At 69.7% G+C, this 25189-nt stretch carries 24 protein-coding genes; 6 read left to right on the forward strand and 18 right to left on the reverse strand.

The window, feature by feature from the left end:
- The first annotated feature begins 1 nt into the window (after position 1).
- Positions 2 to 748 carry an ABC transporter ATP-binding protein gene (locus ACFQ0E_RS04780; protein WP_137853341.1) on the forward strand — a complete coding sequence of 249 codons (747 nt, stop codon included), beginning with the start codon at positions 2 to 4 and terminating at the stop codon, positions 746 to 748.
- Positions 745 to 1938 carry an ABC transporter permease gene (locus ACFQ0E_RS04785; protein WP_386822540.1) on the forward strand — a complete coding sequence of 398 codons (1194 nt, stop codon included), beginning with the start codon at positions 745 to 747 and terminating at the stop codon, positions 1936 to 1938. The genes ACFQ0E_RS04780 and ACFQ0E_RS04785 overlap by 4 nt, the downstream gene beginning before the upstream one ends.
- Before the next feature lie 175 nt (positions 1939 to 2113).
- Here the strand turns inward: ACFQ0E_RS04785 and ACFQ0E_RS04790 are convergent, their stop codons facing one another.
- The 6 genes from ACFQ0E_RS04790 to ACFQ0E_RS04815 form a co-directional block, all read right to left on the reverse strand.
- Complete coding sequence (locus tag ACFQ0E_RS04790; RefSeq protein ID WP_386822541.1) at positions 2114 to 3154, reverse strand: energy transducer TonB; 1041 nt, start codon at positions 3152 to 3154, stop codon at positions 2114 to 2116.
- A 117-nt stretch (positions 3155 to 3271) separates the two neighbouring features.
- Complete coding sequence (gene mnmE, locus ACFQ0E_RS04795) at positions 3272 to 4606, reverse strand: tRNA uridine-5-carboxymethylaminomethyl(34) synthesis GTPase MnmE (protein WP_386822542.1); 1335 nt, start codon at positions 4604 to 4606, stop codon at positions 3272 to 3274.
- 129 nt (positions 4607 to 4735) lie between these two features.
- Positions 4736 to 5827 carry a cell division protein ZapE gene (gene zapE / locus ACFQ0E_RS04800; RefSeq protein ID WP_386822543.1) on the reverse strand — a complete coding sequence of 364 codons (1092 nt, stop codon included), beginning with the start codon at positions 5825 to 5827 and terminating at the stop codon, positions 4736 to 4738.
- Positions 5824 to 6519 (reverse strand): alpha/beta hydrolase, encoded by a 696-nt coding sequence (locus ACFQ0E_RS04805; protein ID WP_386822544.1) that lies wholly within the window; start codon positions 6517 to 6519, stop codon positions 5824 to 5826. Before ACFQ0E_RS04805 ends, zapE begins: the two co-directional genes overlap by 4 nt.
- A 35-nt stretch (positions 6520 to 6554) precedes the next feature.
- Complete coding sequence (locus ACFQ0E_RS04810; RefSeq protein WP_386822545.1) at positions 6555 to 8297, reverse strand: ExeM/NucH family extracellular endonuclease; 1743 nt, start codon at positions 8295 to 8297, stop codon at positions 6555 to 6557.
- 77 nt (positions 8298 to 8374) lie between these two features.
- The gene (locus ACFQ0E_RS04815) at positions 8375 to 8893 is read right to left on the reverse strand and encodes a c-type cytochrome (RefSeq protein ID WP_386822546.1); all 519 of its coding nucleotides are present in this window, start codon (positions 8891 to 8893) and stop codon (positions 8375 to 8377) included.
- Between the two features lie 192 nt (positions 8894 to 9085).
- Between ACFQ0E_RS04815 and fnr the strand changes: the two genes are divergently transcribed.
- Together fnr and recQ are read left to right on the forward strand one after the other, a co-directional pair.
- On the forward strand, positions 9086 to 9850 hold the full coding sequence (fnr, locus tag ACFQ0E_RS04820) for a fumarate/nitrate reduction transcriptional regulator Fnr (RefSeq protein WP_386822547.1): 765 nt from the start codon (positions 9086 to 9088) through the stop codon (positions 9848 to 9850).
- 26 nt (positions 9851 to 9876) lie between these two features.
- Positions 9877 to 11676, forward strand: a complete 1800-nt coding sequence (gene recQ, locus ACFQ0E_RS04825; RefSeq protein WP_386824037.1) for a DNA helicase RecQ — start codon at positions 9877 to 9879, stop codon at positions 11674 to 11676.
- 7 nt (positions 11677 to 11683) lie between these two features.
- Here the strand turns inward: recQ and ACFQ0E_RS04830 are convergent, their stop codons facing one another.
- Entirely contained in the window at positions 11684 to 12571 is an 888-nt protein-coding gene (locus ACFQ0E_RS04830) for a pseudouridine synthase (RefSeq protein WP_386822548.1), read from the reverse strand.
- On the opposite strand from ACFQ0E_RS04830, the gene ACFQ0E_RS04835 reads away from it, so the two are divergent.
- A complete protein-coding gene (locus tag ACFQ0E_RS04835) occupies positions 12508 to 14139 on the forward strand; it encodes a hypothetical protein (protein ID WP_386822549.1) in 1632 nt (543 codons plus the stop codon). The genes ACFQ0E_RS04830 and ACFQ0E_RS04835 overlap by 64 nt on opposite strands.
- A gap of 4 nt (positions 14140 to 14143) precedes the next feature.
- On the opposite strand, the gene ACFQ0E_RS04840 is transcribed toward ACFQ0E_RS04835, so the two are convergent.
- From ACFQ0E_RS04840 to phhA, 11 genes are all read right to left on the reverse strand, one after another.
- A complete protein-coding gene (locus ACFQ0E_RS04840; RefSeq protein WP_386822550.1) occupies positions 14144 to 14878 on the reverse strand; it encodes a sulfite exporter TauE/SafE family protein in 735 nt (244 codons plus the stop codon).
- A 36-nt stretch (positions 14879 to 14914) separates the two neighbouring features.
- On the reverse strand, positions 14915 to 15100 hold the full coding sequence (gene ccoS / locus ACFQ0E_RS04845; protein ID WP_386822551.1) for a cbb3-type cytochrome oxidase assembly protein CcoS: 186 nt from the start codon (positions 15098 to 15100) through the stop codon (positions 14915 to 14917).
- Positions 15101 to 15144: 44 nt separating this feature from the next.
- Positions 15145 to 17616 (reverse strand): heavy metal translocating P-type ATPase, encoded by a 2472-nt coding sequence (locus ACFQ0E_RS04850; RefSeq protein ID WP_386822552.1) that lies wholly within the window; start codon positions 17614 to 17616, stop codon positions 15145 to 15147.
- An 18-nt stretch (positions 17617 to 17634) separates the two neighbouring features.
- Positions 17635 to 18204, reverse strand: a complete 570-nt coding sequence (locus ACFQ0E_RS04855) for a FixH family protein (RefSeq protein ID WP_386822553.1) — start codon at positions 18202 to 18204, stop codon at positions 17635 to 17637.
- Complete coding sequence (locus ACFQ0E_RS04860; protein WP_386822554.1) at positions 18201 to 19751, reverse strand: 4Fe-4S dicluster domain-containing protein; 1551 nt, start codon at positions 19749 to 19751, stop codon at positions 18201 to 18203. The genes ACFQ0E_RS04855 and ACFQ0E_RS04860 overlap by 4 nt, the downstream gene beginning before the upstream one ends.
- A 47-nt stretch (positions 19752 to 19798) precedes the next feature.
- Entirely contained in the window at positions 19799 to 20098 is a 300-nt protein-coding gene (locus ACFQ0E_RS04865; RefSeq protein ID WP_137852305.1) for a hypothetical protein, read from the reverse strand.
- A gap of 9 nt (positions 20099 to 20107) precedes the next feature.
- Positions 20108 to 21025: a cytochrome-c oxidase, cbb3-type subunit III gene (ccoP, locus tag ACFQ0E_RS04870; protein WP_386822555.1), complete on the reverse strand. Its 918-nt coding sequence runs from the start codon at positions 21023 to 21025 to the stop codon at positions 20108 to 20110.
- A complete protein-coding gene (locus ACFQ0E_RS04875) occupies positions 21025 to 21186 on the reverse strand; it encodes a cbb3-type cytochrome oxidase subunit 3 (RefSeq protein WP_386822556.1) in 162 nt (53 codons plus the stop codon). Before ACFQ0E_RS04875 ends, ccoP begins: the two co-directional genes overlap by 1 nt.
- A gap of 2 nt (positions 21187 to 21188) precedes the next feature.
- Entirely contained in the window at positions 21189 to 21803 is a 615-nt protein-coding gene (ccoO, locus tag ACFQ0E_RS04880) for a cytochrome-c oxidase, cbb3-type subunit II (protein ID WP_386822557.1), read from the reverse strand.
- A gap of 31 nt (positions 21804 to 21834) precedes the next feature.
- Complete coding sequence (gene ccoN / locus ACFQ0E_RS04885; protein ID WP_386822558.1) at positions 21835 to 23271, reverse strand: cytochrome-c oxidase, cbb3-type subunit I; 1437 nt, start codon at positions 23269 to 23271, stop codon at positions 21835 to 21837.
- Positions 23272 to 23606: 335 nt separating this feature from the next.
- Positions 23607 to 24497 (reverse strand): phenylalanine 4-monooxygenase, encoded by an 891-nt coding sequence (phhA, locus tag ACFQ0E_RS04890; RefSeq protein ID WP_386822559.1) that lies wholly within the window; start codon positions 24495 to 24497, stop codon positions 23607 to 23609.
- Positions 24498 to 24636: 139 nt separating this feature from the next.
- Here phhA and ACFQ0E_RS04895 point away from each other — a divergent pair, with 139 nt between their 5' ends.
- On the forward strand, positions 24637 to 25110 hold the full coding sequence (locus ACFQ0E_RS04895) for an Lrp/AsnC family transcriptional regulator (protein WP_386822560.1): 474 nt from the start codon (positions 24637 to 24639) through the stop codon (positions 25108 to 25110).
- The last annotated feature ends 79 nt before the right edge of the window (positions 25111 to 25189 follow it).

Genomic DNA, 25189 nt, shown 5'->3' on the forward strand with positions numbered 1-25189 from the left:
CATGATCGAAGTCCAGAATCTCCACAAGTCGTTCAAGACCCGCACGGGTCTTGTCCAGGCCGTGCGCGGCGTGAGCTTTACCGCGCGCGACGGCGAAATCACCGGCCTGCTCGGCCCCAACGGCGCCGGCAAGACCACCACGCTGCGCATGCTCTACACGCTGATGTCGCCCGACCAGGGCAAGGTGAGCGTCGATGGCTTCGACGTCGCCACGCACGCCAACGACGTGCGCCGCCGCCTCGGCGTGCTGCCCGACGCACGCGGCGTGTACAAGCGCCTGACCGCGCGCGAGAACATCGCCTACTTCGGCGAGCTGCACGGCCTGGATGCGGCGACGATCGCCGCGCGCACCGCGCGCCTCGCCGACGCGCTGGGCATGGCCGACGTGCTCGACCGCCGCACCGAAGGCTTCTCGCAGGGCCAGCGCACCAAGACCGCGATCGCGCGCGCGCTGGTGCACGATCCGATGAACGTCATCCTCGACGAACCGACCAACGGCCTGGACGTGATGACCACGCGCGGCCTGCGTGAATTCCTGCGCCAGCTGCGCGCCGAAGGGCGCTGCGTGATCTTCTCCAGCCACATCATGCAGGAGGTGGCCGCGCTGTGCGACCGCATCGTGGTGATCGCCGCCGGTGAAGTGAAGGCCATGGGCACGCCCGACGAACTGCGCGCGCGCACCGGCCACGACAACCTCGAGGACGCCTTCGTCCAGCTGATCGGCTCGGAGGAGGGCCTGCACGCATGATGCCCGCATCGTTCAACATCTTCCTGACCGTGCTGCGCAAGGAGCTGCGCGACTTCGCGCGCGATCGCCGCACCTTCCTGATGGCCCTGCTGCTCGGCCCGCTGGTCTACCCGCTGCTGTTCCTCGGCCTGGGCAAGCTGGTCGAGACCCGGGTCAGCACACAGCTGGAGAAGCCGCTGGAGATCCCGGTCATCGGCGCGGATTACGCCCCGAACCTGGTCGCCTTCCTCGCCACCCAGGACATCCGCGCCAAGGCCCCGCCGCAGGACCTGGTCGGTGCGATCCGCCGCCAGGACGAGGATGTCGCCCTGATCATCGCCCCGGACTTCGCCGAGGACTGGCGCGCAGGCCGCCCGGCCAAGGTCGAAGTGGTCTCCGACAGCACGCGGCAGAACGCCGAAGTCGCCGTGCAGCGCGTGCGCGTCGCGCTGGTGGCCTACGGTCGCCAGGTCGGCGCGCTGCGACTGGTGGCGCGCGGCGTGAATCCCTCGCTGTCGCAGGCGGTCAACGTCGCCCAGCGCGACGTGGCCACGCCCGAGGCCAAGCAGGGCCGCTTCCTGTCGATGATGCTGCCGGTGCTGCTGCTGATGTTCGCCTTCATCGGCGGCGCCAACCTCACCATGGACGTCACCGCCGGCGAGCGCGAGCGGCAGTCGCTCGAACCGCTGCTGGCCACGCCGGTGTCGCGCGGCACCCTGGTCAGCGGCAAGATGATGGCCGCCGCGCTGATCGGCATCGTCGCGCTGGTGCTGACCCTGCTCTCGTTCAAGTTCAGCGCGGCCCTGTCGACCAGCGCCATGGCGCGTTCGCTGGACGTGTCCTATTTCGCGATCGGCAAGATGATGCTGGTGCTGGTGCCGCTGGTGCTGATCGGCACCGCGCTGCTCACCTTCATCGCCGCCGGCGCCAAGAGCATGAAGGAAGCGCAGAGCCACCTGGTGTGGATGATGTTCATGCCGATGCTGCCGGCCTATGCGCTGATGGCCTATCCGCTCAAGGACCAGGACCTGTGGCAGTACGCGGTGCCGTTCCTGTCGCAGAACCAGATGCTGGTGAAGGCCTCGCGTGGCGAGACCGCATCGCCTGAGCAGTGGGGTATCTACCTCGCCTGCGCGCTGGCCCTGGCCGGCGTACTGTGGCTCGCCGCGATCTGGCGCTATCGCCAGGAGAAGCTGGCGATCTCGACCTGATCGTTGGTGTACAGGCAGCGACGATGAGTCGCTGTCATCCCGAGCGTAGCGAGGGACCTGCTTGAATGCTCTTGCAGAAGACTCGGAAAGCAGGTCCCTCGCTACGCTCGGGATGACAGGAAAAAAGAAGCCCGGCGCGAGCCGGGCTTCTTCGTGTCTGCGGAACGCGCAGGGATTACGGCTTGAACGCGATCGTCTGGCGGGTGGTGACCGGCGAGGCGATCGGCTGGTAGCGCCAGCGCTTCACCGCCGCGACGGCTTCGCGGTCGAACACGCGCGGCGGGTTGCCGCGGACCACGCGGGCGCTGGTGACGGTGCCGTCGGTGCCGACGGTGAATTCCACCTGCACTTCGCCCGAGATGCGGTCGCGGAAGGCTTCCGGCGGGTACTTCGGCGCGGACTGGCTGATCAGGCGCAGGTCGTTGGCGCTGGCGGTAGCCGGCGCGGCGGTCGGACGTGCGGCTTCGGCCTGGCGACGCGCTTCGGCCTGGCGTGCGGCCTCGGCCTGGCGTGCGGCTTCGGCCTGGCGCGCGGCCTCGGCCTGGCGGTTCGCCTCGGCGTTGCGCGCGGCTTCGGCCTGCTGCTGCTGGATGCGCTCGGCGGCGACCTTCTGCTGCTCTTCCTGCTGCTTCTTGCGGTCTTCCTCCAGCTTGGCCAGACGCTCCTTCTCGGCTTCGGCGTCGAGCTCCTGCTGCTGCTGGCGCTGGGCGAAGCTGGCCTGGGCGTCGGTGATCGCCTGCTTCAGGCGCGGCAGGGCCGGCGCGCTCTTGTCGGTCTTCTCCATCAGCGCGTAGAGGCGCAGGGCTTCGCTGAAGTCGTCGCGGGCGATGCTCTGCTCGGTCGCGATCAGCGCATACGGCATCAGGTCGGTCAGCGCGCTGGTCACCGCGGCGTCGTTCGGCTGCTTGTCGCGCAGGGCCAGGTAGAACTCCATCGCGTTGTTGCCGGCCGGCGCGTACATGCGCTGTTCGTTCTGCGCGGTGCGGGCGGCTTCGCGGAGCTGGTCCACGCTCATGGCCGCGACCTGGGCGGAGACCGCCTGGGCCGGCGGCTGCGCGGCGGGGGCCGCGGCGTCGGTCGGGGCGGCGGTGCCGGCGTCGGCGGGCTTGTCGCCGCCGCCGCAGGCCGAGATGGCCAGCACGAGGGCGGCCGCGAGCGCGGCATGACGGAACCCGTCGCGGATCGGAGAGATACGGATGTTGGAGGCTGGGGTCATGGTGGTTTCCTGCGGGCTGGGTTCTGGTGGGCAAGCACGAGTTGTGCCAGCGCACCGGGGGCGTGCGGGGTTCCTGCGCATTCCGTGCCGCCGACATCCCCGGGGCGGCATCGCGGGCTATTTGCCGATGCAGAACGTGGAGAAAATGTGACCCAGTAGATCGTCCGGCGCAACCCTGCCGGTGATCTCGCCCAGCTGGTCGTGGCCCAGGCGCAGCGACTCCGCCGCCAGCTCCAGCCGGTCGCGGTCCAGCAACTGCCGCGCAGCGACCAATTCCTGACGCGCGCGACGCAATGCGTCGACCTGCCGGGTCCGCGCGCTGAAGCTGCCGTCGACGCCATCGGCCTCCAGGCCGGCCAGCGCGCGCAGCCGTGCGTGCAGCGCATCGAGTCCGGCGCCGGTGCGCGCCGAGACCCACACTTCGTTTTCGCCGGCTGCCGCCGGCGCTGCCGCCAGGTCGGACTTGTTGAAGACCCACAGCCGCTGCGGCACGTCGGCGATCGCCTCGGCCACCGCCGCGCGCCCGGCCTCGACCTCGCGTCCGTCGAGCACCACGATCGCCAGGTCGGCGCGGCCCAGCTCGGCCTCGGCGCGGCGCATGCCCTCGCGTTCGATCGCGTCGCCGCCGGCGCGCAGGCCGGCGGTGTCGACCAGGGTCAGTTCCACGCCATCGACGCGCACGGTCTCGCGCAGCAGGTCGCGGGTGGTGCCGGCGACGTCGCTGACGATCGCGCGCTCGCTGCCGGCCAGGGCGTTGAGCAGCGAACTCTTGCCCGCGTTCGGCGGACCGACGATCACCGCGTGCAGGCCGTCGCGCAGTTTCCGGCCGCGCTCGGCCTCGACCAGCAGCGCGTCGAGGTCGTCCTGCGCGCGCGCCAGCCCGCTGCGCAGGGCGTCGCCGCCGAGGGTGTCGAGTGGTTCGTCGGCGAAATCGATCGCCGCCTCGACGTGCACGCGCAGGCGCAGCAGCAGGTCGGCGAGCGCGTCGACCCGGCGCGAGAACACGCCGTCGAGCGAACGTCGCGCCGCGCGCGCCGCACGGGCGTCGCCGGCGGCGATCAGGTCGGCCACCGCCTCGGCCTGCACCAGGTCGAGCTTGCCGTTGAGGAAGGCGCGTTCGCTGAACTCGCCCGGCCGTGCGATGCGCGCGCCCAGCGCCAGGCAGCGCGACAGCACCTCGCGCAGCACGGCGGGGCTGCCATGGCCCTGCAGCTCCACCACGTCCTCGCCGGTGTAGCTGGCCGGCGCGGCGAAATACAGGGCGATGCCGTCGTCGAGCGTCTCGCCGGCATCGTCGGTGAAGCGCGCGTAGTGCACATGGCGCGGCCTCAGTCGTCGGCCGCAGATCGTCTCGGCGATGGCCTTCGCACGTGGGCCCGAGAGTCGGACCACGCCGATGCCGCCGGCTCCGGCGGCGGTGGCGATGGCTGCGATGGTGTCGGTTCCGGGCATGGGGCTATCGTCGCAGAAATCGGCGGTGCTTCTTGTTTTTGTGGGAGCGACGCAAGTCGCGACGCTTTCCCGGGTCTGTTTCGCGACTTGCGTCGCTCCCACAAAAGCGCCTGCAAAACAGGGGTAGGCTCAGCCCCGATGCTCCAGCGCCAGGTATTCCGCGCTCTGCATTTCGATCAGGCGCGACGCTGTGCGCTCGAAGGCGGCGGCGAGGCGTTCGCCGCGATACAGCGCGGTCGGTTCGGCGTCGGCGCTGCACACCAGGTTGACGTGGCGGTCGTACAGTTCGTCGATCAGGGTGATGAAGCGGCGCGCGGCGTCGTCGTTGCCGCCGTTGAAGAGCGGAATGCCGCCGAGCAGCACGGTGTGGAATTCGGTGGCGATCTCGATGTAGTCGGCGCTGCCGCGCGGACCTTCGCAGACCGCTGCGAAATCGAACCAGGCCATGCCCGGGCAGCGCGCGCGCACCGCGATGCGCCGGCCATCGACATCGATGCCGGCGTCGCGGTGGCCGTCGTCGCCGCCCAGTTCGTGCCAGCGCGATTCGAGCCAGGCGTCGCTGCCGGCATCCAGCGGCGCGCGATACACCGGCGAGCGGGTCAGCGCGCGCAGGCGGTAGTCGTGCGGGCTGTCGAGGTGGACCACGTTGCAGTGCCGCTCCAGCAGCGCGATCGCCGGCAGGAAGCGCGCGCGCTGCAGGCCGTCCTTGTACAGGTCGGCCGGCGCGGCGTTGGAGCTGGTCACCAGGATCACGCCTTCGACGAACATGCGGTCGAGCAGGCGTCCCAGCAGCATCGCATCGCCGATGTCGCTGACGAAGAACTCGTCCAGCACCAGCACGCGCAGCTGCTTGCGCCACTCGCGGGCGATGATGGCCAGCGGATCGCGTTCGCCCGCGTGCGCGCGCAGGCGCTCGTGCACCTCGCGCATGAAGCGGTGGAAATGCGTGCGCCGCTTCTCGCGGATCGGCAGGCCGTCGTAGAACAGGTCGATCAGGAAGGTCTTGCCGCGACCGACCCCGCCCCACAGGTACAGGCCGTTCGGTGCGGGATCGACGGGCTTGGCGAACAGCCGGGCGAGCAGGCCCGGCGTTTCCACCGGCGCGGCCAGGTGCGCGTGCAGGCGGTCGAGCTCGTGCAGGGCCGCGTGCTGCGCGGGATCGTCATTCCAGTCGCCGCGCGCCACGCCCGCGGCGTAGCGCGCGGAAGGCGCCTGCGTCATGCCGCGTCGCCCGGATTGCCGTTGCCTGGCAGGTAGCGCTGGACGCCGTGCTTGATCGCGCCGCGCAGGTCCATCAACTTGCGATGGAAGAAATGGCTGGTCTCGGGCATGCGCACCAGCTCGGCGCCTTCGCCGCGCTGCTTGGACACCGCCTCGAACCAGTCGAAGACGGCCTGCGGCTCGACGACCTCGTCCTCGTCGCCCTGGATCACCAGCCACGGCATGGTCGGCGTCTCGATCGTCTCGAACGCCCAGCGCCCGGCGGGCGGCGCGATCGACAGCAGCAGGCCCGCCTGCAATTCGGCGGCGCCGCGCAGGCTGACGTAGGCACCGAAGCTGAAACCGCCCAGCCACAGCGTCGCCTCGGGTCGGCCGGCCCGAGCCCAGGCCACCACCGCGCGCAGGTCGTCCAGCTCGCCCTCGCCGTGGTCGAAGGTGCCCTCGGACCCACCCGTACCCCGGAAGTTGAAGCGCACCGTGGTCGCGCCGAGCTCGCGCAGGGCGCGCGCGGCCATGGTCACGACCTTGTTGTGCATCGTGCCGCCCTCGGTGGGCAGCGGATGGCAGATCACCGCGACCAGCGGGCGGGGCGGGACATCGGCCTCGGGCGGGTCCACCGCCACCTCCAGCAGGCCGGCCGGGCCGGCCAGGGACAGGGTGGTGGCGACATCGGGAAAGGCGGGGATAGTCATGACGCCATGATAACGGGCCGCGCGCGGTCGCCCGTTCAGGGCTTGCGCAGGCGGAAGCCCAGCACCAGTGGGTCATGGTCCGAGCTGCGCCAGGGGCCGCGCTGCTCCGGGGCTTCCTGATAGCCGCGGCTGTCGGGCTCGTCGGCGTTGGTGTGCCATTCCGCCGCGTCGACCAGACGCTTCGCCAGCGCGGGGCTGAGCAGGGCGTGGTCGAGCCGGCCGGTCTGGTTGTCGAAGACGTAGCTGTACGGAGGCTCGCCGCGATGTCCGTCGAATGCATCGCGCCAGCCGGCATCGACCAGCAGGCGGACCGGATCTTCCATGCGGTGGGCGTTCAGATCGCCGACGATCACCGAGAGATCGCTGCCCGATCGCATCGGATCGCTGCGCAGCCAGGCATCGAGCCGACGCGCGGATTCGGTGCGCGCGGCGTTCCAGCAGGCCTGGCCGTCCTTCTGGTCTGCATCCGCGCCGCTGGCGTCACCGCAGCCCTTCGACTTGAAGTGGTTGGCGACCACGGTGAACACCGGGCCATCGCCCGCGCGGAAGCTCTGCGCCAGCGGCGGGCGGCTGCGGGTGCCGAACAGATCGTCCTCCAGGGTCGCCGGGGCGCCGACCGGCGTGGCGCGGGAGGCGCGATGGATCAGGCCGACCCGGATCTGGTCGCTGCCCGGGCCCCGGCCGGCGTCGATGTAGCGCCAGTCCGCGCCGTCGCGGTTCAGCGCCGCCACCAGCTGGGCGATCGCCGAGTCCGGGCCGTAGCCGTCGTTCTCCACTTCCATCAGCGCGACCACGTCGGCATCGAGGCCGTGGATGGTGGTGGTCAGGCGGCCGAGCTGCGCCTCCAGCTCGGCCGGCGTGCGCGCGCCGCGCGGGGTCGGGAAGCCGCCGCCGGCGCCGTCCCCGTTGAACAGGTTTTCCAGGTTGAGTGCGGCGATGCGCACGTCACCGCCGACCTTCGGCGGCTTCGGGCGGTCGGCCGGATCCACCTTCGGTGCGCGGGTCAGCTGCAGCCGGTAGGCCCCGCCCCAATGATCCACGACGCCTTCCACCCGGGTCAGCCGGCTGCCGGTGCGCGGCGGGTCGCCGGGCAGGTACCAGACCGAGGCCGGACGATCCTGGTCGCTGCCGTCGTCGAGGCGGAGCAGGCGACGGGCGTTGTCGGTGGCGAGCGCCTTCGCCTCGGGGCCGGGCGCGAAGGCCTCGGTCGGCGTGCGCAGGCGGCCTTCGCCGAAGTGCGCGAAGAGCATCCCCTCGCGAGTCAGCCGGTGTGTGCCGGCGACGGTCAGCGGAGCGGTGATCTCGACGCGCATGCCTTCGTAAGGTTCCCAGTCGGCCGGCGGGGCTTTCAGGCGGACGACCGGACCGGCCTTCATGGTCTTTCTCCGTGCCTCGACCAGCAGGATCTGTACTGACCGCAGCAGGGTGAGCGTGCCGCGTCCGGCATCGGCCTCGACGATGGTGCCGCTCAGCCGGAGCGGTGTCCCGATCGACGGGATACCGCCTGCAAGCCCTTCTGCTTCGACGAAGATCGCATCCGAGGTCGCCGGATCGCCGTCGCCGGCGTCCTGCAGGAAAACGCCGGCCCGCTTGCCCGCATGCACGGCGGTCACCACGCCTTCGACCACCACCGTCTCGCCCACGCGCGGGCTGCGCTCGCCATTGCCCTGGATCGCGCCGATGGCGATCGGCTGCTGCGCCATCGCGGCGCCGGCGAGCAGCAGGCAAGCGGAGGGGGCGAGAAGCGTCGGTACAAGGCGGAACATCATGCGGATCATGGCGAAATCTCCAGTCTCGAAACGGACAACGCCGCCCGGAGGCGGCGTTGCGGAGGATAGGCGAGGCGTGTGACGGATCAGCCCGGCTGTTCCAGCATCCAGTCGACGACGGCCTTGATCTGGTCGTCGGTCAGGGCCGGGTTGCCGCCCTTGGCGGGCATCACGCCGGCGCTGCCGGTGAAGCCTTCGATCGCGTGCTTGTAAAGGAGGTCCTTGCCCTTGCTGGCGCGAGCGCCCATGCCTGCGGCACCGAGCATCGGCGCGCCGCCGGCGCCCGACTTGTGGCAGCCCGCGCAGGGCCCTTGGTTGTAGATCTCGGCGCCGTCGGTACGGCCGCCGAAGGGCACGTTGGCCTTCAGGGCTTCCAGCGCCGCGACATCGGCGGCCGCCTTGGCCGCTTCGCCGGTGGCACCCGCGTAGACGTCGCCGGCGGGGGCGATGCGGGCCTCGGTGCGCGCGACTTCGACCGGATTGGTCTGGCCGGGCAGTGCGTTATGGAGGTAGGCCGCGAACAGGATCAGGCCCAGGGTCAGCGCCGCGAGAAAGGCGATGACCAGCGAAAAGCGCTTCAGAAAATCCAGATCGTAATTGCGCACGACTCACCCGGAAAACGACTGTTGACGGAGCGGACCCGGTTTCCGGGCCGCAGAACCCGGGCAGTATAAGGGGTGTCGCGCCCCGGATTCGAGCCCGGGGCGCCGGGGCGGTCCGGGCCGGGACAAATCGCCATACCCGGCGGGACGGTTCTGCGGCCCCGCCGCCGGATGACCGTGGCACACTAGCGACCGATGAGCGATTCCTCCGTACTCGACCTGATCAAGCTGCGCCGGGGCTGCACCTACTGCTCGGTCCGCCAGCTGTGCCTGCCCGGCGGCATCGGCGCCGAGGAGCTGCAGCGCCTCGACGACATCGTCCAGCGGCGCAAGCCGATCGCCCGCGGCGACCGCCTGTTCCGCATCGGCGACCCGCTCAACGCGGTCTACGTCGCCCGGGACGGTGCGTTCAAGTCGGTCAGCATTAGCGAGGACGGCGAGGAGCAGGTGCTCGGCTTCCATCTGGCCGGCGAGCTGATCGGCCTGGATGCCCTCGGCAGTGGCCAGCATCGCTGCGAAGGCGTGGCCCTGACCGCCGCCACCGTGTGCGAAATCCCCTACGACGAGCTGTCGCGCGTGGCCGGGCAGATCCCCAGCCTGCAGCAGCAGCTGTTCCGCGTGATCGGCCAGAGCGTCGACCGCGACCAGGACCATCTGGGCATCCTCGTCCGCCGCCAGGCCAACGAGCGCATCGCCCTGTTCCTGCACAGCCTTGGCGAGCGCTACCGCAACGTCGGCCAGTCCGACAGCCAGTTCCAGCTGCCGATGAGCCGCGAGGACATCGCCCGCTTCCTCGGCCTGGCCCTGGAAACGGTGAGCCGCGGCTTCACCCGCCTGCAGGACGACGGCGTCATCGCCGTCACCGGCCGCCGTGTCGAGATCGTCAACGCCGCCGAACTGCTGCGCCTGGCGCACGGCGCCGAATCGTCGGCGGGCGACGGCAAGCAGAAGCGGGCGTGAGTCCCGGCGACGGCGCCACCGCCGCCATGCCGGGCATGGCGCGCGACCTCCTGCGCCGCGTCTTCGGCCACGAGGACTTCCGCGGCCCGCAGCGCGAGATCGTCGAACACATCGCCGACGGCGGCGACGCGCTGGTGCTCATGCCCACCGGCGGCGGCAAGTCGCTGTGCTACCAGGTGCCGGCGCTGCTGCGCGACGGCGTGGGCGTGGTGGTGTCGCCGCTGATCGCGCTGATGCAGGACCAGGTCGACGCGCTGCGCCAGGTCGGCGTGCGCGCCGAATTCCTCAACTCCACGCTCGATGCCGAAAACGCGATGCGCGTGGAGCGCGCGCTGCTCGCCGGCGAACTCGACCTGCTCTACGTCGCCCCCGAACGCCTGCTCACCGGGCGCTTCCTGTCGCTGCTGGATCGCGCGAAGGTCGGTCTGTTCGCGATCGACGAGGCGCACTGCGTGTCGCAGTGGGGCCACGACTTCCGCCCCGAATACCGCGAACTGACCGTGCTGCACGAGCGCTGGCCGCAGGTGCCGCGCGTCGCGCTCACCGCGACCGCCGACCCGCCGACGCAGCGCGAGATCGCCGAGCGCCTGCAGCTCGAGGACGCGCGGTGGTTCGTCAGCTCGTTCGACCGCCCGAACATCCGCTACACCATCGTCCAGAAGGACAACGGCCGGCGCCAGCTCCTCGACTTCCTCAAGCAGCATCGCGACGAGGCCGGCATCGTCTACTGCATGTCGCGGCGCAAGGTCGAGGAGACCGCCGAGTTCCTCGCCGGCAACGGCTTCAAGGCCCTGCCCTATCACGCCGGGATGGACGCGAATGTGCGCGCCGAAAACCAGCGTCGCTTCATCCGCGAGGATGGCGTGGTCGTGGTCGCGACGATCGCCTTCGGCATGGGCATCGACAAGCCCGACGTGCGTTTCGTCGCGCACATGGACCTGCCGAAATCGCTCGAAGGCTACTACCAGGAAACCGGTCGTGCCGGCCGCGACGGCGAAGCCGCCGACGCGTGGCTGTGCTACGGCCTGGGCGACGTGGTGCTGCTCAAGCAGATGATCGAACAGGGCGAGGCCGGCGAGGAGCGCAAGCAGCTCGAACGACGCAAGCTCGACCAGCTGCTCGGCTATTGCGAAACCCTGCAGTGCCGGCGTCGCGTGCTGCTGGCCAGCTTCGGCGAAACGTATCCAACGGACTGCGGCAACTGCGACAACTGCCTCTCGCCGCCGGACCAGTGGGACGCGACCGACGCCGCGCGCAAGGCGCTGAGCTGCGTGTACCGCACCGGCCAGCGTTTCGGCGCAGCGCACCTGATCGACGTCCTGCGCGGCGGCGAGGGCGAGAAGATCCGCCAGTTCGGCCACGACCGCGTCAGCACCTACGGCATCGGCGCCGACCTCGATGCGAAGACCTGGCGCGGCGTTTTCCGCCAGCTTGTCGCGATGGGCCTGCTCGCGGTCGATGCTGAGTCCTACGGCGGCCTGCGCCTGACCGATGCCAGCCGCGTCGTGCTCACCGGCGGCCAGCGTGTGTCGATGCGTCGCGACCTCGTCGAGAAGAGCGCGCGCCGCGAGGACCGTCCGCGCACCGGCGTGTCGGTGCTGCCCGAGGCGCTGCCGCTGTTCCGCGCGCTGCGCGACCTGCGCGCGCGACTGGCGAAGGAACAGAACGTGCCCGCCTACGTGATCTTCCACGACAGCACGCTGCGCGAGATCGCCGAGCGTCGCCCTGATTCGATGCATGCGCTGGCGCGCGTGCCGGGCATCGGTGGCGCGAAGCTGGCGCGCTACGGTGATGACGTCCTGGAAGTCCTGCTGGCACAGGGCTGAGCGGCATTCAGAAGCGAAGCGTCTGTGCGCTCTCGAAGCGCCGCTGCACGCCGGTGGCGGGATCGATGAAATCCAGCGAACGCGCGAGCAGCTTCAGGGGATGCTGCGGATCGTCCGGCATCGCGTCGCGCAGCACGGGATAGAGCGTATCGTTCGCGATCGGCGCGCCCAGCGCCGCCATGTGCACACGCAGCTGGTGCTTGCGGCCGGTGATCGGCGACAGCGCGTAGCGCCAGGCCGCGTCGCCGCGCGCCAGCACGTCGATGTCGGTGAACGCATTGGGCTCGCCCTCGGTTTCACGCATGCGGAAGAAGGGCTCGCCGCGTTCCAGCCGCGACTGCCGCTGCATCGGAAATCGCATCTCGGGCAGCGGTGCCGCGATCGCTTCGTAACGCTTGTCGATCGCGCGGTCGCGGAACAGCGCCTGATAGCGCGAGCGCGTGGCCGGATTCGCCGAGAACAGCACCACGCCCGCCGTCGGCCGATCCAGCCGGTGCAGCGGCACGATGCCGATGTCGCCGAAGCGCCGCACCAGCCGCGCCAGCAGGGTATCCGCAACGTAGCTGCCGCCGGGCATCACCGGCAGGCCGTGAGGCTTGTCGACCACGATCAGGTCCGCATCGACGTGCAGCAGCGTTTCCGTGGCATCGATGCGCGCTTCGTCCATCACCTCGCGGTAGTAGCGGATCTCCGCGCCGACGCGATACGGCGCATTTACCGGCAGCGGCGTGCCCGAGGCATCGAAGATCCGTCCGCGCAGGAAGCGCGAGGTCCATGTGTCGCGATCCACCTTCGGGAAGCATGCGCACAGCGCGTCCAGCACCGTGGTCCATGGGCCGATCGGCAGCTGGAAACGGCTCGGCGAAACGCCATCGATCGCGGGCAGGACAGGCATTTCGGCAGTGTAAGCAAAAAGGCCGCAGCGATCGCCAGGCGGCTGCGCGCGGCGACGTGCAAAGGCGGATGCAACACGTTCTAATGCCCAGTTTCCAGGCCAGTCTTGTTCGCATGTACCTTCTCCGCCCCCATCTCCTCCCGGATCCCCAGCGTCCCTGCTTCTACGACGGCCCGGAGCAGGCCGACGCACGGTTGCCGTTCCAGTGCGCAGCCTGCGGCGCGGAACGCGAGGTCCCGCTGCAGCACGAGGTCGGGCGCGGCATTCGCGAATTCGATGCCCTGAAATACGTGTGGAGCAGCCAGTTGCCGCACTGGTTCGGCTGCAGCGAAGAGGCCGGTCGGATCGTGGCGCCGGACAGTGAGAAGGCTTGGTTTGCCGCAGTGCAGTGCACGACCTGTCGCCGCGAACACGTCCTTTGCTTCAGCATCCATGAATTCCAGCCCGCGCGGATGATCGGGACCTTGCATGGTGCAGCGCTCGTCGTTCCCGGAGATTGCATTCCCGCGCCCCTGCTGGCCTTGCCCGGCGGCGATGGCGCATGGGGGCTGCGGTTTCCGAACGGTGACCTGTGCAGCTACGAATCGCGGGTCGACGGGGTAGCCGAAGCGCTGCGCGACCTGCGCGTGTTCATGCTCGACGCGCATGGCCTGCATTGGGACGGTGGCCATCGATCGCCGTCGGACCTGCATGCCGAGTCGCATTCGCTGGCGCCCGGTTCGCGGGAACATGCGCGCTGGCTGCACATGGCCTTGCCCTTGGGCGCCTGCGTGATTGAACACAGCGAGCGCTATCGGACGCGGCACGAACTCGCGCTGACATTGCGTCCGTTCGATCCGTTGCCGTTGCATCTGGCCGAAACCATCGGACAGGGCGTGGCCGCCGACGGCGGCGAGTTCGCGTTGACGATCGAAGCGCTGAGGAATGATCCGGTGCAGCGCAGCGAAGTTTCGGCGGCGGGATGCGATTGGGTGTTGGCGGTACTCGATGCGCACGCCGACGATGAAGTCGCGCTGCAACGACTGGTCGAGGCTGCGCTGGCGCGGGGTACGCAGCCGCAGTCCGCCCCGCAGGATGTGCGTGCGGGGGCGGATTCCGACAGGGCAGACGTCGACGGCGAGCCGGACGCGCCCCGGCAGGGGTGGTGGGCTGCGGCCGGAGAACCACCCTTGTACTACCTCACGACCGCGGCGACGCCGGAAGCCCTGGCCGAAGACATCGCCACCGTCGTCGACGAAATGCGCGGACAGCGCGGGCGCGATCGCGTGCAGCACGCAGATTCGCTGTGCTTCATGAGCAATGGCACCCAGGGCAAGCTGCATGTGGCCTGGTACGACCCGGACACGGAACAGGTCGCGGGCGATTGGCGCTACACGGTGATGCTGCGCCATCTGGATGACGACATGGATGCGGACGACATCGAATCGTTCGCGTACGACGCGTCCGTGATCTGGGCGCTCGCCGAATCCGATGCCCGTCAGGAAAGCGGCGCGGCCGCACCGCCGACGGTCTACTTCCTCCGCGAGTTCGGATCGGAGCCGAGTCCGTTGTTCGTCGAAGAGGATTGAGCGCTCAAGCCAGCGGCTGGCACCCCAGCGCCGCCAGTACGCCATGCAGCGCGGGCACCTGCATCAGCCACGGGGCGGCGATGGTGAGCAGGCCGGCGAGCAACACGATCACGCCAGCGATGGCGCGCAGGCCGCCGCGCTGCAGGCGCTGGCCGAGGCGGGCGCCGCTCCAGGTCAGCGGCAGCATCACCGGCAGGGTGCCGAGGCCGAAGGCGAGCATGGTCAGCGCGCCGTTGAGCGTGCTGGCCTGCAGCCAGGCGGTGGCGAGCAGGGTGGCGCTCAGCCCGCAGGGCAGCCAGCCCCAGAGCAGGCCGATGCCGATGCGCTTGAACGCGGTGTCGGCGGGCAGCAGGGCGCGCTGCAGCGGCTGCAGGCGACTCCACACCGCGTTCGCGGGGCGCGACAGCGGATTGAGGCGACCGCGCGGATCGAGCAGACGCAACGCGACCACGATCGTCAGCAGGCCCACGCCGACCCGCAGCGTGAGCATCAGCGTGGGCTGCTGCGCCAGGGCGACCAGGCCGTGGCCGATGCCGCCGACGATGGCGCCGGCCACGGTGTAGCCGAGCACGCGACCGAGGTTGGGCTGCAGCGCGTGCAGCCATTGCGCGGCGGGCGACGCGGCCTTCTGGCCGAAGGACAGGCTGGTGGCGATGGCGCCGCACATCGCCGCGCAGTGCACGCCACCGAACAGGCCGGCGAGGAGTGCGGAACCGAGGACGAGCCAGTCGATCAGCATCGCGCAGGGCTCCGGACGCGGAACGGACGCATCGGCTCAGGGATCGACATTGTCCCGACGCGTTCCGGCCGCCGGCAGCGGCTTGTCGTCGTCGACCAGGATGTCCAGCGCCGGCGTGTCGAGGTCGTCGTACTGGCCCTTGCGCACGGCCCAGACGAAGGCCCAGATGGCCAGGCCCAGCAGGGCCAGGCTGATCGGGATGAGCGCGAGCAGGATGTTCATGCGCCGCAGTCTACGCCCGGGCGGCGCCGGGTTTCTGAGCGCGGTCAAATGCGCGGTGCGCGGATGTCCGTCGGTGCCTGCGCAGGCAATCGCGTCAGGCGCAGCGCGTTCAGGGTGACCAGCAGCGAGGACAGGGCCATGCCGACGGCGGCGATCCACGGCGTGACCATGCCGGCAGCGGCCAGCGGCAGGGCCAGCAGGTTGTAGCCGATGGCCCAGGCGAAGTTCTCGCGGACGATGCGCCGGCTGCGCCGTGCCAGCGCCACGGCCTGCGGGATGCGCCGCAGGTCGCCGCCGCCGACCACGAAATCCGCCGCGCGCTGCGCCAGTGCGGCGCCGTCGGCCAGTGCGATCGACACATCGGCGCCGGCCAGCACCGGGGCGTCGTTGATGCCGTCGCCGACCATCGCCACGATCTCGCCCGTCGCCTGGCGCTCGCGCACGTAGGCGAGCTTGTCCTCTGGCGTCTGCCGCGCGCGGACATGGACGTCGTCGTGCGGACGGCCGCGCGGGATGTCGACGGCGTCGGCCATGCGCGCCACCGCCTGTTCGGCGTCGCCGCTGCACAGCGCGACCGACAGTCCCTGCGCGCGCAGCGCCTGCAGCGCTTCGGCGGCTTCCGGGCGCGGCGTTTCCTGGAGGCGGAAGCGCGCGCTGGCGCGCTGGCCGTCGCCGAGCCAGAGCGCCGCTTCGTCGTCGCCGCCGCGCGCGTCCTGTGCCGCCGCCCATGCCGCGCGACCGAGGCGCCATGCGCGGCCGTCGACCTGGCCGGCGATGCCGTGGCCGGGGCTTGCATGGACATTGCGGGCGTCGGTCGCAGCGCTCGTGCCTGCCTCCTGCGCACTTGCTTCGACGAACGCCGCCGCCAGCGGATGCCCGCTGTCGCGTTCCAGCGCGGTGGCGATGGCCAGCGCGCGGCTGCGATCGATGTCGCCGAAGGTGTCGATCGCGACGATGCGCGGATGGCGGTCGCTGAGCGTGCCGGTCTTGTCGAAGACGATGCGGTCGGCGCGCGCGAGGGTGTCCAGCGCTTCGCCGCGCAGGGCGAGCACGCCCAGTTTCGCGAGTGCGCCATGCGCGGCGGCCAGCGCGGCCGGCACGGCGAGCGACAGCGCGCAGGGGCAGCTGACCACCAGCACCGCCAGTGCGACCTCGAAGGCGCGCGCCGGTTCGTGCACGCGCCACCACAGGTACACGCCCAGGGCGATCAGCGACAGCACCGCGACGAACACGCTGGCGATGCGGTCGGCGGCGCGCGCGATCGCGGGACGCTGCTCCTGCGCGCGCTCGACCAAGCGCACCAGCTGCGACAGGCGGGTGTCGGCGCCGGTGTGGGTCACGCGCAGTCGCGCCGGACGCTCGCGGCACAGGCTGCCGGCATAGGCCGTGTCGCCCGCGCGTTTCGACACCGGCAGCGATTCGCCGGTAAGCAGGGCTTCGTCGAAGGCCGCGCCGCCGTCGCCGTGGTCGTCGAGCAGCACGCCATCGGCGGGCACGGCCTCGCCGACCGCGATGCGCAGCACGTCGCCAGCGGCCAGCGCCGCGAGCGGCACCTGTTCGGCGCTGCCGTCCTCGCGCTCGCGCATGGCCAGCGCGGGACGCGCGCGCGCGAGCGCATCGACCTGCGCGGAAGCGATGCCGCGTGCGCGCTGCTCCAGCATCCGCGCGGCCAGGAGCAGGAAGACGAACATCACCGCCGCGTCGTACCAGACATGCACGCCGCCGCGCACCGTCTCCAGCAGGCTGGCGAAATAGGCGAGCAGCGTCGACGAGGCGATCAGCGTGTCCATGCCGAGGCGGCGGCCGCGCAGTTCGCGCCACATGCCTTCGATGAACGGCCAGCCGGCGTAGAACACGACGGGTGTGGAGACAAGAAACGTGATCCAGCGGAAGAAATCGCGCGTGGGCAGCGGCATTTCGCCGGCCGTGTCGAGATACAGGGCCTCGGCGAACATCATTGCCTGCATGCTGCCCAGCCCGGCCACGCCGAGGCGCAGCAGCCAGCGGTTGCGCTCGCGCCTGCGCGCCTGTTCGTGCGCCTCGCCGGTGGCCAGCGAGGGCCGGTAGCCGAGCGAGGCCAGCCGCGACAGCAGCGCCGACAGCGGCGTGCGCGCGTCGTCCCAGACGATGCGGATGCGCCCGGTGATCGCGTTCGCGGCGATCTCGCGCACGCCGGGCTCGCGGGTGAGCGCGCGATCGATCAGCCACGCGCAGGCCGCGCAGCGCATGCCGTCGGTGAGCACAGTGATCTCGCGACCGCCGTCGACGGTGGTGCTGTGTTCGGCCAGCAGGTCGGCGCGATCCCAGCAAGCGTAATCGATCGCCTCGGTGCTGACGCGCGCGGCGTCGGTCTGGCGCAGGCGGTAGTAGTCGCCGAGGTCGGCATCGGCGATCCAGCGCGCAGCCGCCGCGCAGCCGGTGCAGCAGAACGCCTGCTCCGTGCCGGCGATGGTGTCGCGCAGCGGTTGCGGTGGCAGGGCGTCGCCGCAGTGGAAACAGGTCGCCGCGTGCGTCATGCCGGGAGCATGCGCGCCTCAGCGCGCGTCGGTTCCGGTTGCGGGCACGTCGCCCACCGCCGGCGCCAGCAGCACGCCGCGCTGGCCGGCGGGCAGGCGTCCGCGCAGGCGCCAGGCCGTGCCTTCGGGCGCCAGCTGGATGCGCCAGTCATGGTTCGGATCGAGCGCGATGTCCGCGCGCCAGCCGGCCTCGGTGGGCAGCAGTTTCAGTTCGCGATCCTCGGCGGCCCGGGTGGGATGCTGCAGCAGCAGGCGCAGCGGCTGGCCGCGCAGGGCCTTGTCGTCGACCAGCGCTCCGGAGGCCGGCAGCACTTCCACATGACCGTCGCGCACGCTGAACACGGCGGAGAGCTTCAGCGTGGCCGCGCGTTCGTCCGGGCCCAGCTCGGTGGTCTGGATCTGCGCGGTGCGGCGCACCTCGTCGGGAATCGCGTCGCTGCCGCCGGCATCGATCGCGATGTACAGCGTGGTCAGGCTGGCGACGATCACCACGGCGGGCAGGCCGATCACCAGCCAGAGGACGGGATTGCGGGGCTTGCGCTGCGAGGACGAGGAATCCGGTGCGGGGTTGGGCGTTGAGTCGGTCATGGGCTCGGTCCGAAGAAGCTGGCATCGACCTCGCGTCGGGTCTCGCCGTCTCCGGATTGGATCACGAAACGCAGCGTGTGTTTACCCGAGATGCTGCCTGGCGCGGTCGCGACCAGCGGCAGGGTCAGCACTTCCTCGGCATCGGCGCGGACGGTCTGCGCGCCGCCGCGCAGCGCGATGCCGTCGGCGGACTGGACCTCGATGCGGTAGGTCTGCGCTTCGCGGGTCTTGTTGATCAGCTTGAGGGTATAGCCGTTCTCGATGCCGCCGTCGCGCGCTTCGCGGTACAGCGCGTTGCGGTCGCGCAGGACCTCGGCGATCAGCGGGCTGCGATGGGTCACGCCCCAGCCCCAGCCGACCAGCAGCGCGAGCAGCAGCAGGCCGTAGACGACGATGCGCGGGCGCAGCACCTTCGAGGGCTTGCCGTCGATCGCGTTCTGCGTGGAATAGCGGATCAGGCCGCGCGGATAGCCGACCTTGTCCATCACCTCGTTGCAGGCGTCGATGCAGGCGCCGCAGGCGATGCACTCGTACTGCAGGCCGTTGCGGATGTCGATGCCGGTCGGGCAGACCTGCACGCAGATGGTGCAGTCGATGCAGTCGCCGAGCTGGTCCGGTGCGAACTTCGGCAGCGGCTCTGCTTCGAGCCTGTGGTCGAGGATCGAGGTGTTGCCGCGCGCGGCGACCAGGTTGTCGGCGGCGGTGTGGTGGTGCGCGGCGCGGAACACGTAGTCGTAGGCGGTGGCCTTGTCGAGCAGGCCGCGCGCGCGCGCCAGGACGCTGTCGAGACTGCCCTTCTTGCGCGGCCCGCGCGGTTCGCCGCGCATCGGGTCGTAGGCGATGATCAGGGTGTTGCGGTCGAACATCGCGCTCTGGAAGCGCGCGTACGGGCACATGTACTTGCACACCTGCTCGCGCAGGAAGCCGGCGTTGCCCCAGGTCGCCAGGGCGTAGAACAGCACCCAGAAGGTTTCCCAGCCGCTCCAGTCGAAGGGCACGGCGCGCGCAGCCAGTTCGCGGATCGGCGTGAAGAAGCCGACGAAGGTGAAGCCCGTCCACAGCGCGAACAGCAGCCACAGCGCGTGCTTGCCGCCGCGTCGGCGCAGCTTCTCGCCGGTCCAGGGCGCGTTGTCGAACTTGATGCGCTTGTTGCGGTCGCCCTCGGCCCACTGTTCGATCCAGATGAACACTTCCGTCCACACCGTCTGCGGGCAGGCGTAGCCGCACCACAGGCGACCGGCCAGCGAGGTGAAGAAGAACAGCGCCATGCCGGCGATGATCAGCAGCAGCGCGAGGAACACGAAATCCTGCGGCCAGAAGTTCAGGCCGAACACATGGAACTTGCGCGCAGGCAGGTCGAACAGCACCGACTGGCGGCCGTCCCAGTTGATCCACGGGAACACGTAGTACATGCCCAGCAGCACCCACACCGCGATCGCGCGCAGGCGCTGGAAGCGTCCGTCCACGTCGCGCGGATGGATCTTCTTCTCGCTGACGTACATCGACTGCGCGTCTTCGGCGAGCTGGATGGGGATCTTCTTGGTCATGGCCGTGGGGACCGTCGGTGGAGGCGTGGACGCGCGCGGGCGCGGCGTCAGTCGCCCTTGAGCGCGCGGTTGAAGCGGCTGGCCGGGCGCAGCAGGATCCAGGTGAACAGGCTGGAGGCGGACGTGGCCAGCCAGAACGCGAAGAACCCGATCGCATAGCCGGTTTCGCGGCTGATGTGCAGATCGGGGAAGGTCATGTCGCGGAGGACCAGCGGATCGACCATGGCGAAGCACACCATGGTCGACACGCCTGCGGCGAAGAAACTGGGCCAGAGGATCGCGCCCAGTCGCTGGGCCATCGAACGCGGAGGATGATCGAACGGCTGCGGCGCGGTCTCGTGGGGCATGTCGTCACCTCATTGCGACTTGGTCGCGTCCGCGGACTTGCCGTTCGACAGCGACCAGACGTAGGCCGCGACCAGGCGGGCGCGGGTTTCGCCGAGGATCGGCATGTGCGCGGGCATCATGCCGTTGCGGCCCTTCGCGATGCTTTCGATCACGGCGGCGTTGCTGTCGCCGTACAGCCAGTAGTCGTCGGTCAGATCGGGCGCGCCCAGCGCCTGGTTGCCCTTGCCGTCGATGCCGTGGCAGCTGACGCAGATCGCCTCGTAGCGGTTCTTGCCGGCGTTGGCCAGCGCGCTGTCGACCTTTTCGCCGCGCATCGACTGCAGGTACACCGCCACCTCGGTCACGCCCTTCGGGCCTTCCAGCGCCGCTTCCCAGGCCGGCATCGCCGCCTGGCGGCCGTTGAGCACGGTTTCGAGGATCTGCTCCGGCGCTCCGCCCCAGTGCCAGACGTTGTCGGTCAGGTTGGGATAGCCCACCGCGCCCTGCGCCGACGAGCCGTGGCAGGTGGCGCAGGTGTTGGAGAAGATCGCCTTGCCCAGTTTCAGCGCTTTCGGATCGCCGGCGATCACGTCGATCGGCTTGCCCGCGTACGGCGCGAACGTCGCGGCGAGCTTCTTGTCCTCGGCGGCCTTGTCGGCGTCGTGTTCCTTCGCCGAGGTCCAGCCGCTCTTGCCTGCGAACGACCCCAGGCCCGGATACCAGGCGAGGTAGCCGATGGTGAAGAGGATCGTCAGGTAGAACAGGTTGATCCACCAGCGCGGCATCGGCTTGTTGTATTCGGTCAGATCGCCGTCCCAGACATGGCTGGTATCGGTGGCGGCGGGGTCGCCGGCGCGACGGCGCGCCGTCCACCAGATCAGCCACACGCAGCCGATGATGTTCAGCACCACCAGGGCAATCACAAACCACGACCATCCTGCGCTCATCATTGCCGTGTCTCCCGCGCGACCGTTGCGGTCGCGTCGTCATCGTTCAGGGGTTCGCGCGCGGCCGCGTCGAAGTCGGCCCTGCGCTTGGGGCTGTACGCCCAGAAGCAGCCGGCCACGAACAGCACCAGCAGTACGGCGGTGACAATTCCGGGAATCATGATCAGCCCCCCCTCGGTGCGTGCTTGCCCAGGCCCTGCAGGTAGGCGACCAGGGCGTCGAGTTCGGTCTTGTCGGCGACTTCGTCCACCGCGCCGTCGATGTCGGCCTGCGAGTAGGGGTCGCCCAGGGTCTTCAGCGCCTGCATCTTGCTGCGGACCAGCGCGCCGTCGACCTTGTTCTCGGCCAGCCACGGGAAGCCGGGCATGTTCGATTCCGGTACCAGGTCGCGCGGATTGATCAGGTGCACGCGGTGCCAGTCGTCCGAATAGCGGCCGCCGACGCGCGCCAGGTCCGGACCGGTGCGCTTGCTGCCCCACTGGAACGGGCGGTCGTACACCGATTCGCCGGCCAGCGAGTAGTGGCCGTAGCGTTCGGTCTCGAAGCGCAGGGTGCGCACCATCTGCGAGTGGCAGTTGTAGCAGCCTTCGCGGATGTAGATCTCGCGACCGGCCAGTTCCAGCGGCGGATAGGGCTTCACGCCGGGCAGCGGCTTGATCGCCTCCGCCTGGAACATCAGCGGCACGATCTCGGCGATGCCGCCGAACGAGACCGCGACCGCGATCAGGATCGCCATCAGGCCGACGTTCTTTTCGACTTTCTCGTGGGAATGACTCATCTTGGGTCTCCGAAAAGAGGACGCGTGCGCATCAGGCGCGGGCTTCGTCGGCATGCGGGGCGAGCACCGGGTGCTCCACCACGCCGCGCGCGGCCTGCAGGGTGCGGATCACGTTGACCGCCATGATCAGCATGCCGGCCACCACCAGCGCGCCGCCGGCGATGCGGCCCAGGTAATAGGGATACGTGGCGTTGAGCGATTCGACGAAGCTGTAGGTCAGCGTGCCGTCGGCGTTCGTGGCGCGCCACATCAGGCCCTGCATCACGCCGGCGATCCACATCGAGGCGATGTAGAACACCACGCCGATGGTGTGGGTCCAGAAGTGCGCGTCGATCAGCTTGATCGAGTGCATCTGCTTGAGGCCGACCAGGCGCGGCAGCAGGGCGTAGATCGCGCCGATCGAGATCATCGCCACCCAGCCCAGCGCGCCCGAATGCACGTGGCCGATCGTCCAGTCCGTGTAGTGCGACAGCGAGTTGACCGTCTTGATCGACATCATCGGTCCCTCGAACGTGCTCATCATGTAGAACGAGAGCGAGACGATCAGGAACTTCAGGATCGGATCGGTGCGCAGCTTGTGCCACACGCCCGAGAGCGTCATCACGCCGTTGATCGCGCCGCCCCAGCTCGGGGCCAGCAGCACCAGCGAGAACACCATGCCCAGGCTCTGCGCCCAGTCCGGCAGCGCGGTGTACTGCAGGTGGTGCGGGCCGGCCCACATGTAGATCGCGATCAGCGCCCAGAAGTGCACGATCGACAGCCGGTACGAATACACCGGGCGACCGGCCTGCTTGGGCACGAAGTAGTACATCATCCCGAGGAAGCCGGCGGTCAGGAAGAAGCCCACCGCGTTGTGGCCGTACCACCACTGCACCATCGCGTCGACGGCGCCGCTGTAGATCGGGAAGGAATGCAGCGCGCCCACCGGGATGGCCAGGCTGTTGACGATGTGCAGCAGCGCCACGGCGATGATGAAGGCGCCGTAGAACCAGTTCGCCACGTAGATGTGCTTCACGCGGCGCTTGGCGATCGTGCCGAAGAACAGCACCGCGTACGCCACCCAGACCACCGCGATCAGCACGTCGATCGGCCAGATCAGTTCGGCGTATTCCTTGCCCTGGGTCAGGCCCAGCGGCAGGGTGATCGCGGCGAGCAGGATGACCAGCTGCCAGCCCCAGAACACGAAGGCCGCCAGCTTGTCTGACAGCAGCCGGACATGGCTGGTGCGCTGGACCACGTACAGGCTGGTGGCGAACAGCGCGCTGCCACCGAAGGCGAAGATCACCGCATTGGTATGCAGCGGGCGCAGGCGTCCGTAGGACAGCCAGGGCAGGTCGAAATTGAGCGCGGGCCAGTACAGCTGCGCCGCGATGAACAGGCCCACGAGCATCCCGACGATGCCCCAGACCACGGTCATCACGGAAAACTGCAGGACCACTTTGTCGTTGTATGTATCCGCGGTGTGCATGGGTGCTTCCTCCGGTTGCTGCGCAGTCTATGAACGGCGCCCGTCGGTCGTTTTGATCCGGATCAAGTCGGACGGGAACGCCGGAGCGGCGCCTCGCGTGGCGCGAGACGGCCTGTTGCGTTCGGTGCAGCGGATGAAAGAGCAGCGCCGGTCGCATCCTTGGCGGTCGGCGCGGCAGCCAGTGCGGGGCGGAAGAAGCGCGAGCGGCGGGAGCGGTGCCCGGCGTGGCTGGCTGGCGGACCCCAGCATGGCACGGACCGCAGTGGTTTTCACCGGCCCGGAATGCACGAGGCCCGCATGCGCGGGCCTCGTGGGTGGGATGGTGTCGGCAGCGGTCAGACGTCGCCGTCGCTCAGCCAGCCTTCGCCGGTGCCGCGGTTGTAGACGGTGTCGGTATCGAGCACCTGCCCGGCCGGGAAGGACTCCTGCGTGGCGAGGCGTGCGTAGATCGGGGTGAAGTCCGGGCGCGTCGCATCCATCAGCTGTTCGTAGCTGTCGATCACGAAATAGGTCTTCTGGTAGGTGTCGATGCGGTAGCGGGTGCGCATGATCCGCTCCATGTCGAAACCGATGCGGTTCGGCGCGGCGCTTTCCAGGCAATGTATGCTCTCGCCCTTGGAGCTGAGGATCCCGGCGCCGTAGATGCGCAGGCCGCCGGCCTCGCGGATCAGGCCGAACTCGACCGTGTACCAGTACAGCCGGGTCAGGTTGACCAGCGCCTCGGGGCCGATGCCGTGCGCCTTCACGCCGCCCGCGCCGTACGCCGCCATGTAGTCGGCGAACACCGGGTTCATCAGCAGCGGCACGTGGCCGAACAGGTCGTGGAACAGGTCCGGCTCGGCCAGGTAGTCCAGCTGCTCGGGCTTGCGGATCCACCAGGTCACCGGGAAGCGGCGGTTGGCGAGATGCTCGAAGAAGGTCAGTTCGGGCAGCAGGCCCTCCACGCCGATCAGCTCCCAGCCGGTGGCGGCGCGGAGCATGCGGTTGAGGTCGTCGAACTTCGGGATCCGCCCGGCGCTCATGCCCATCGCCTGCTGGGTGCGCAGGAACTCGTCGCTGGCCCGGCCGACCAGGATCTTCTGCTGGCGCTCGAACAGGGTGGCCCAGACCTGGTGGTCGGTCTCCGTGTACTGGTCCCAGGGCTGCTCGACCACGGCCGTGGTGTAGACCGGGACGTAGCCCTTGTCGGTCATCTGGTGCTCGACACGTTGCGGGACGGCGTTCATGGCGGATTCCTTGCGCGATGGGCCCGGCGGGCGATCCGCACACTCTAGGCCCGTTCCCGCGCAACAGGCTTGCGTTATTGCGCCGACAGGCGGTCGATGCGCAATAATCGGACGATATCCGCAATCGAGGCGCAACGATATGCCGTCCGTCGAGCTCGACCGCACCGACCTGCTGCTGCTGGCCGAACTCCAGCGCGGCGCCCGCCTGACCAATGCCGAGCTGGCCGAGCGCGTCCACCTCTCGCCTTCGGCCTCCCTGCGCCGGGTACAGCGGCTGGAGCGCGAGGGGGTGATCGCCGGCTACCGCGCCGAGGTCGACCCCGAGCGCCTGGGCCTGGGCCTGCAGGCCTTCGTCCGCGTCCAGCTGCGCCACCACGAGGCCGCCGCCGTCGCCGCCTTCGGCGAGTTCGTGAACGCCTGGGACGAAGTCGTCACCTGCCACGCGCTCACCGGCGACATGGATTACCTGCTGCACGTCGTCGTGCAGGACCTCGAACACTTCTCCCGCTTCCTGCTCGACCGCCTGCTCACCCAGGCCGGTGTCGCCGACGTGAACTCGAGCTTCGTCCTGCGCACGGTGAAGGCGTTCAAGGGGATGCCGCTGGGGCGGTGAGGCAGTCAGGACGCCGTCGTTCTGTCATCCCGAGCGCAGCGAGGGACCTGCTTCATCCGTGATAGACGGAAATCAAAAC

The sequence above is a fragment of the Lysobacter brunescens genome, assembly GCF_042677005.1.
Classification (GTDB): domain Bacteria; phylum Pseudomonadota; class Gammaproteobacteria; order Xanthomonadales; family Xanthomonadaceae; genus Lysobacter_I; species Lysobacter_I brunescens.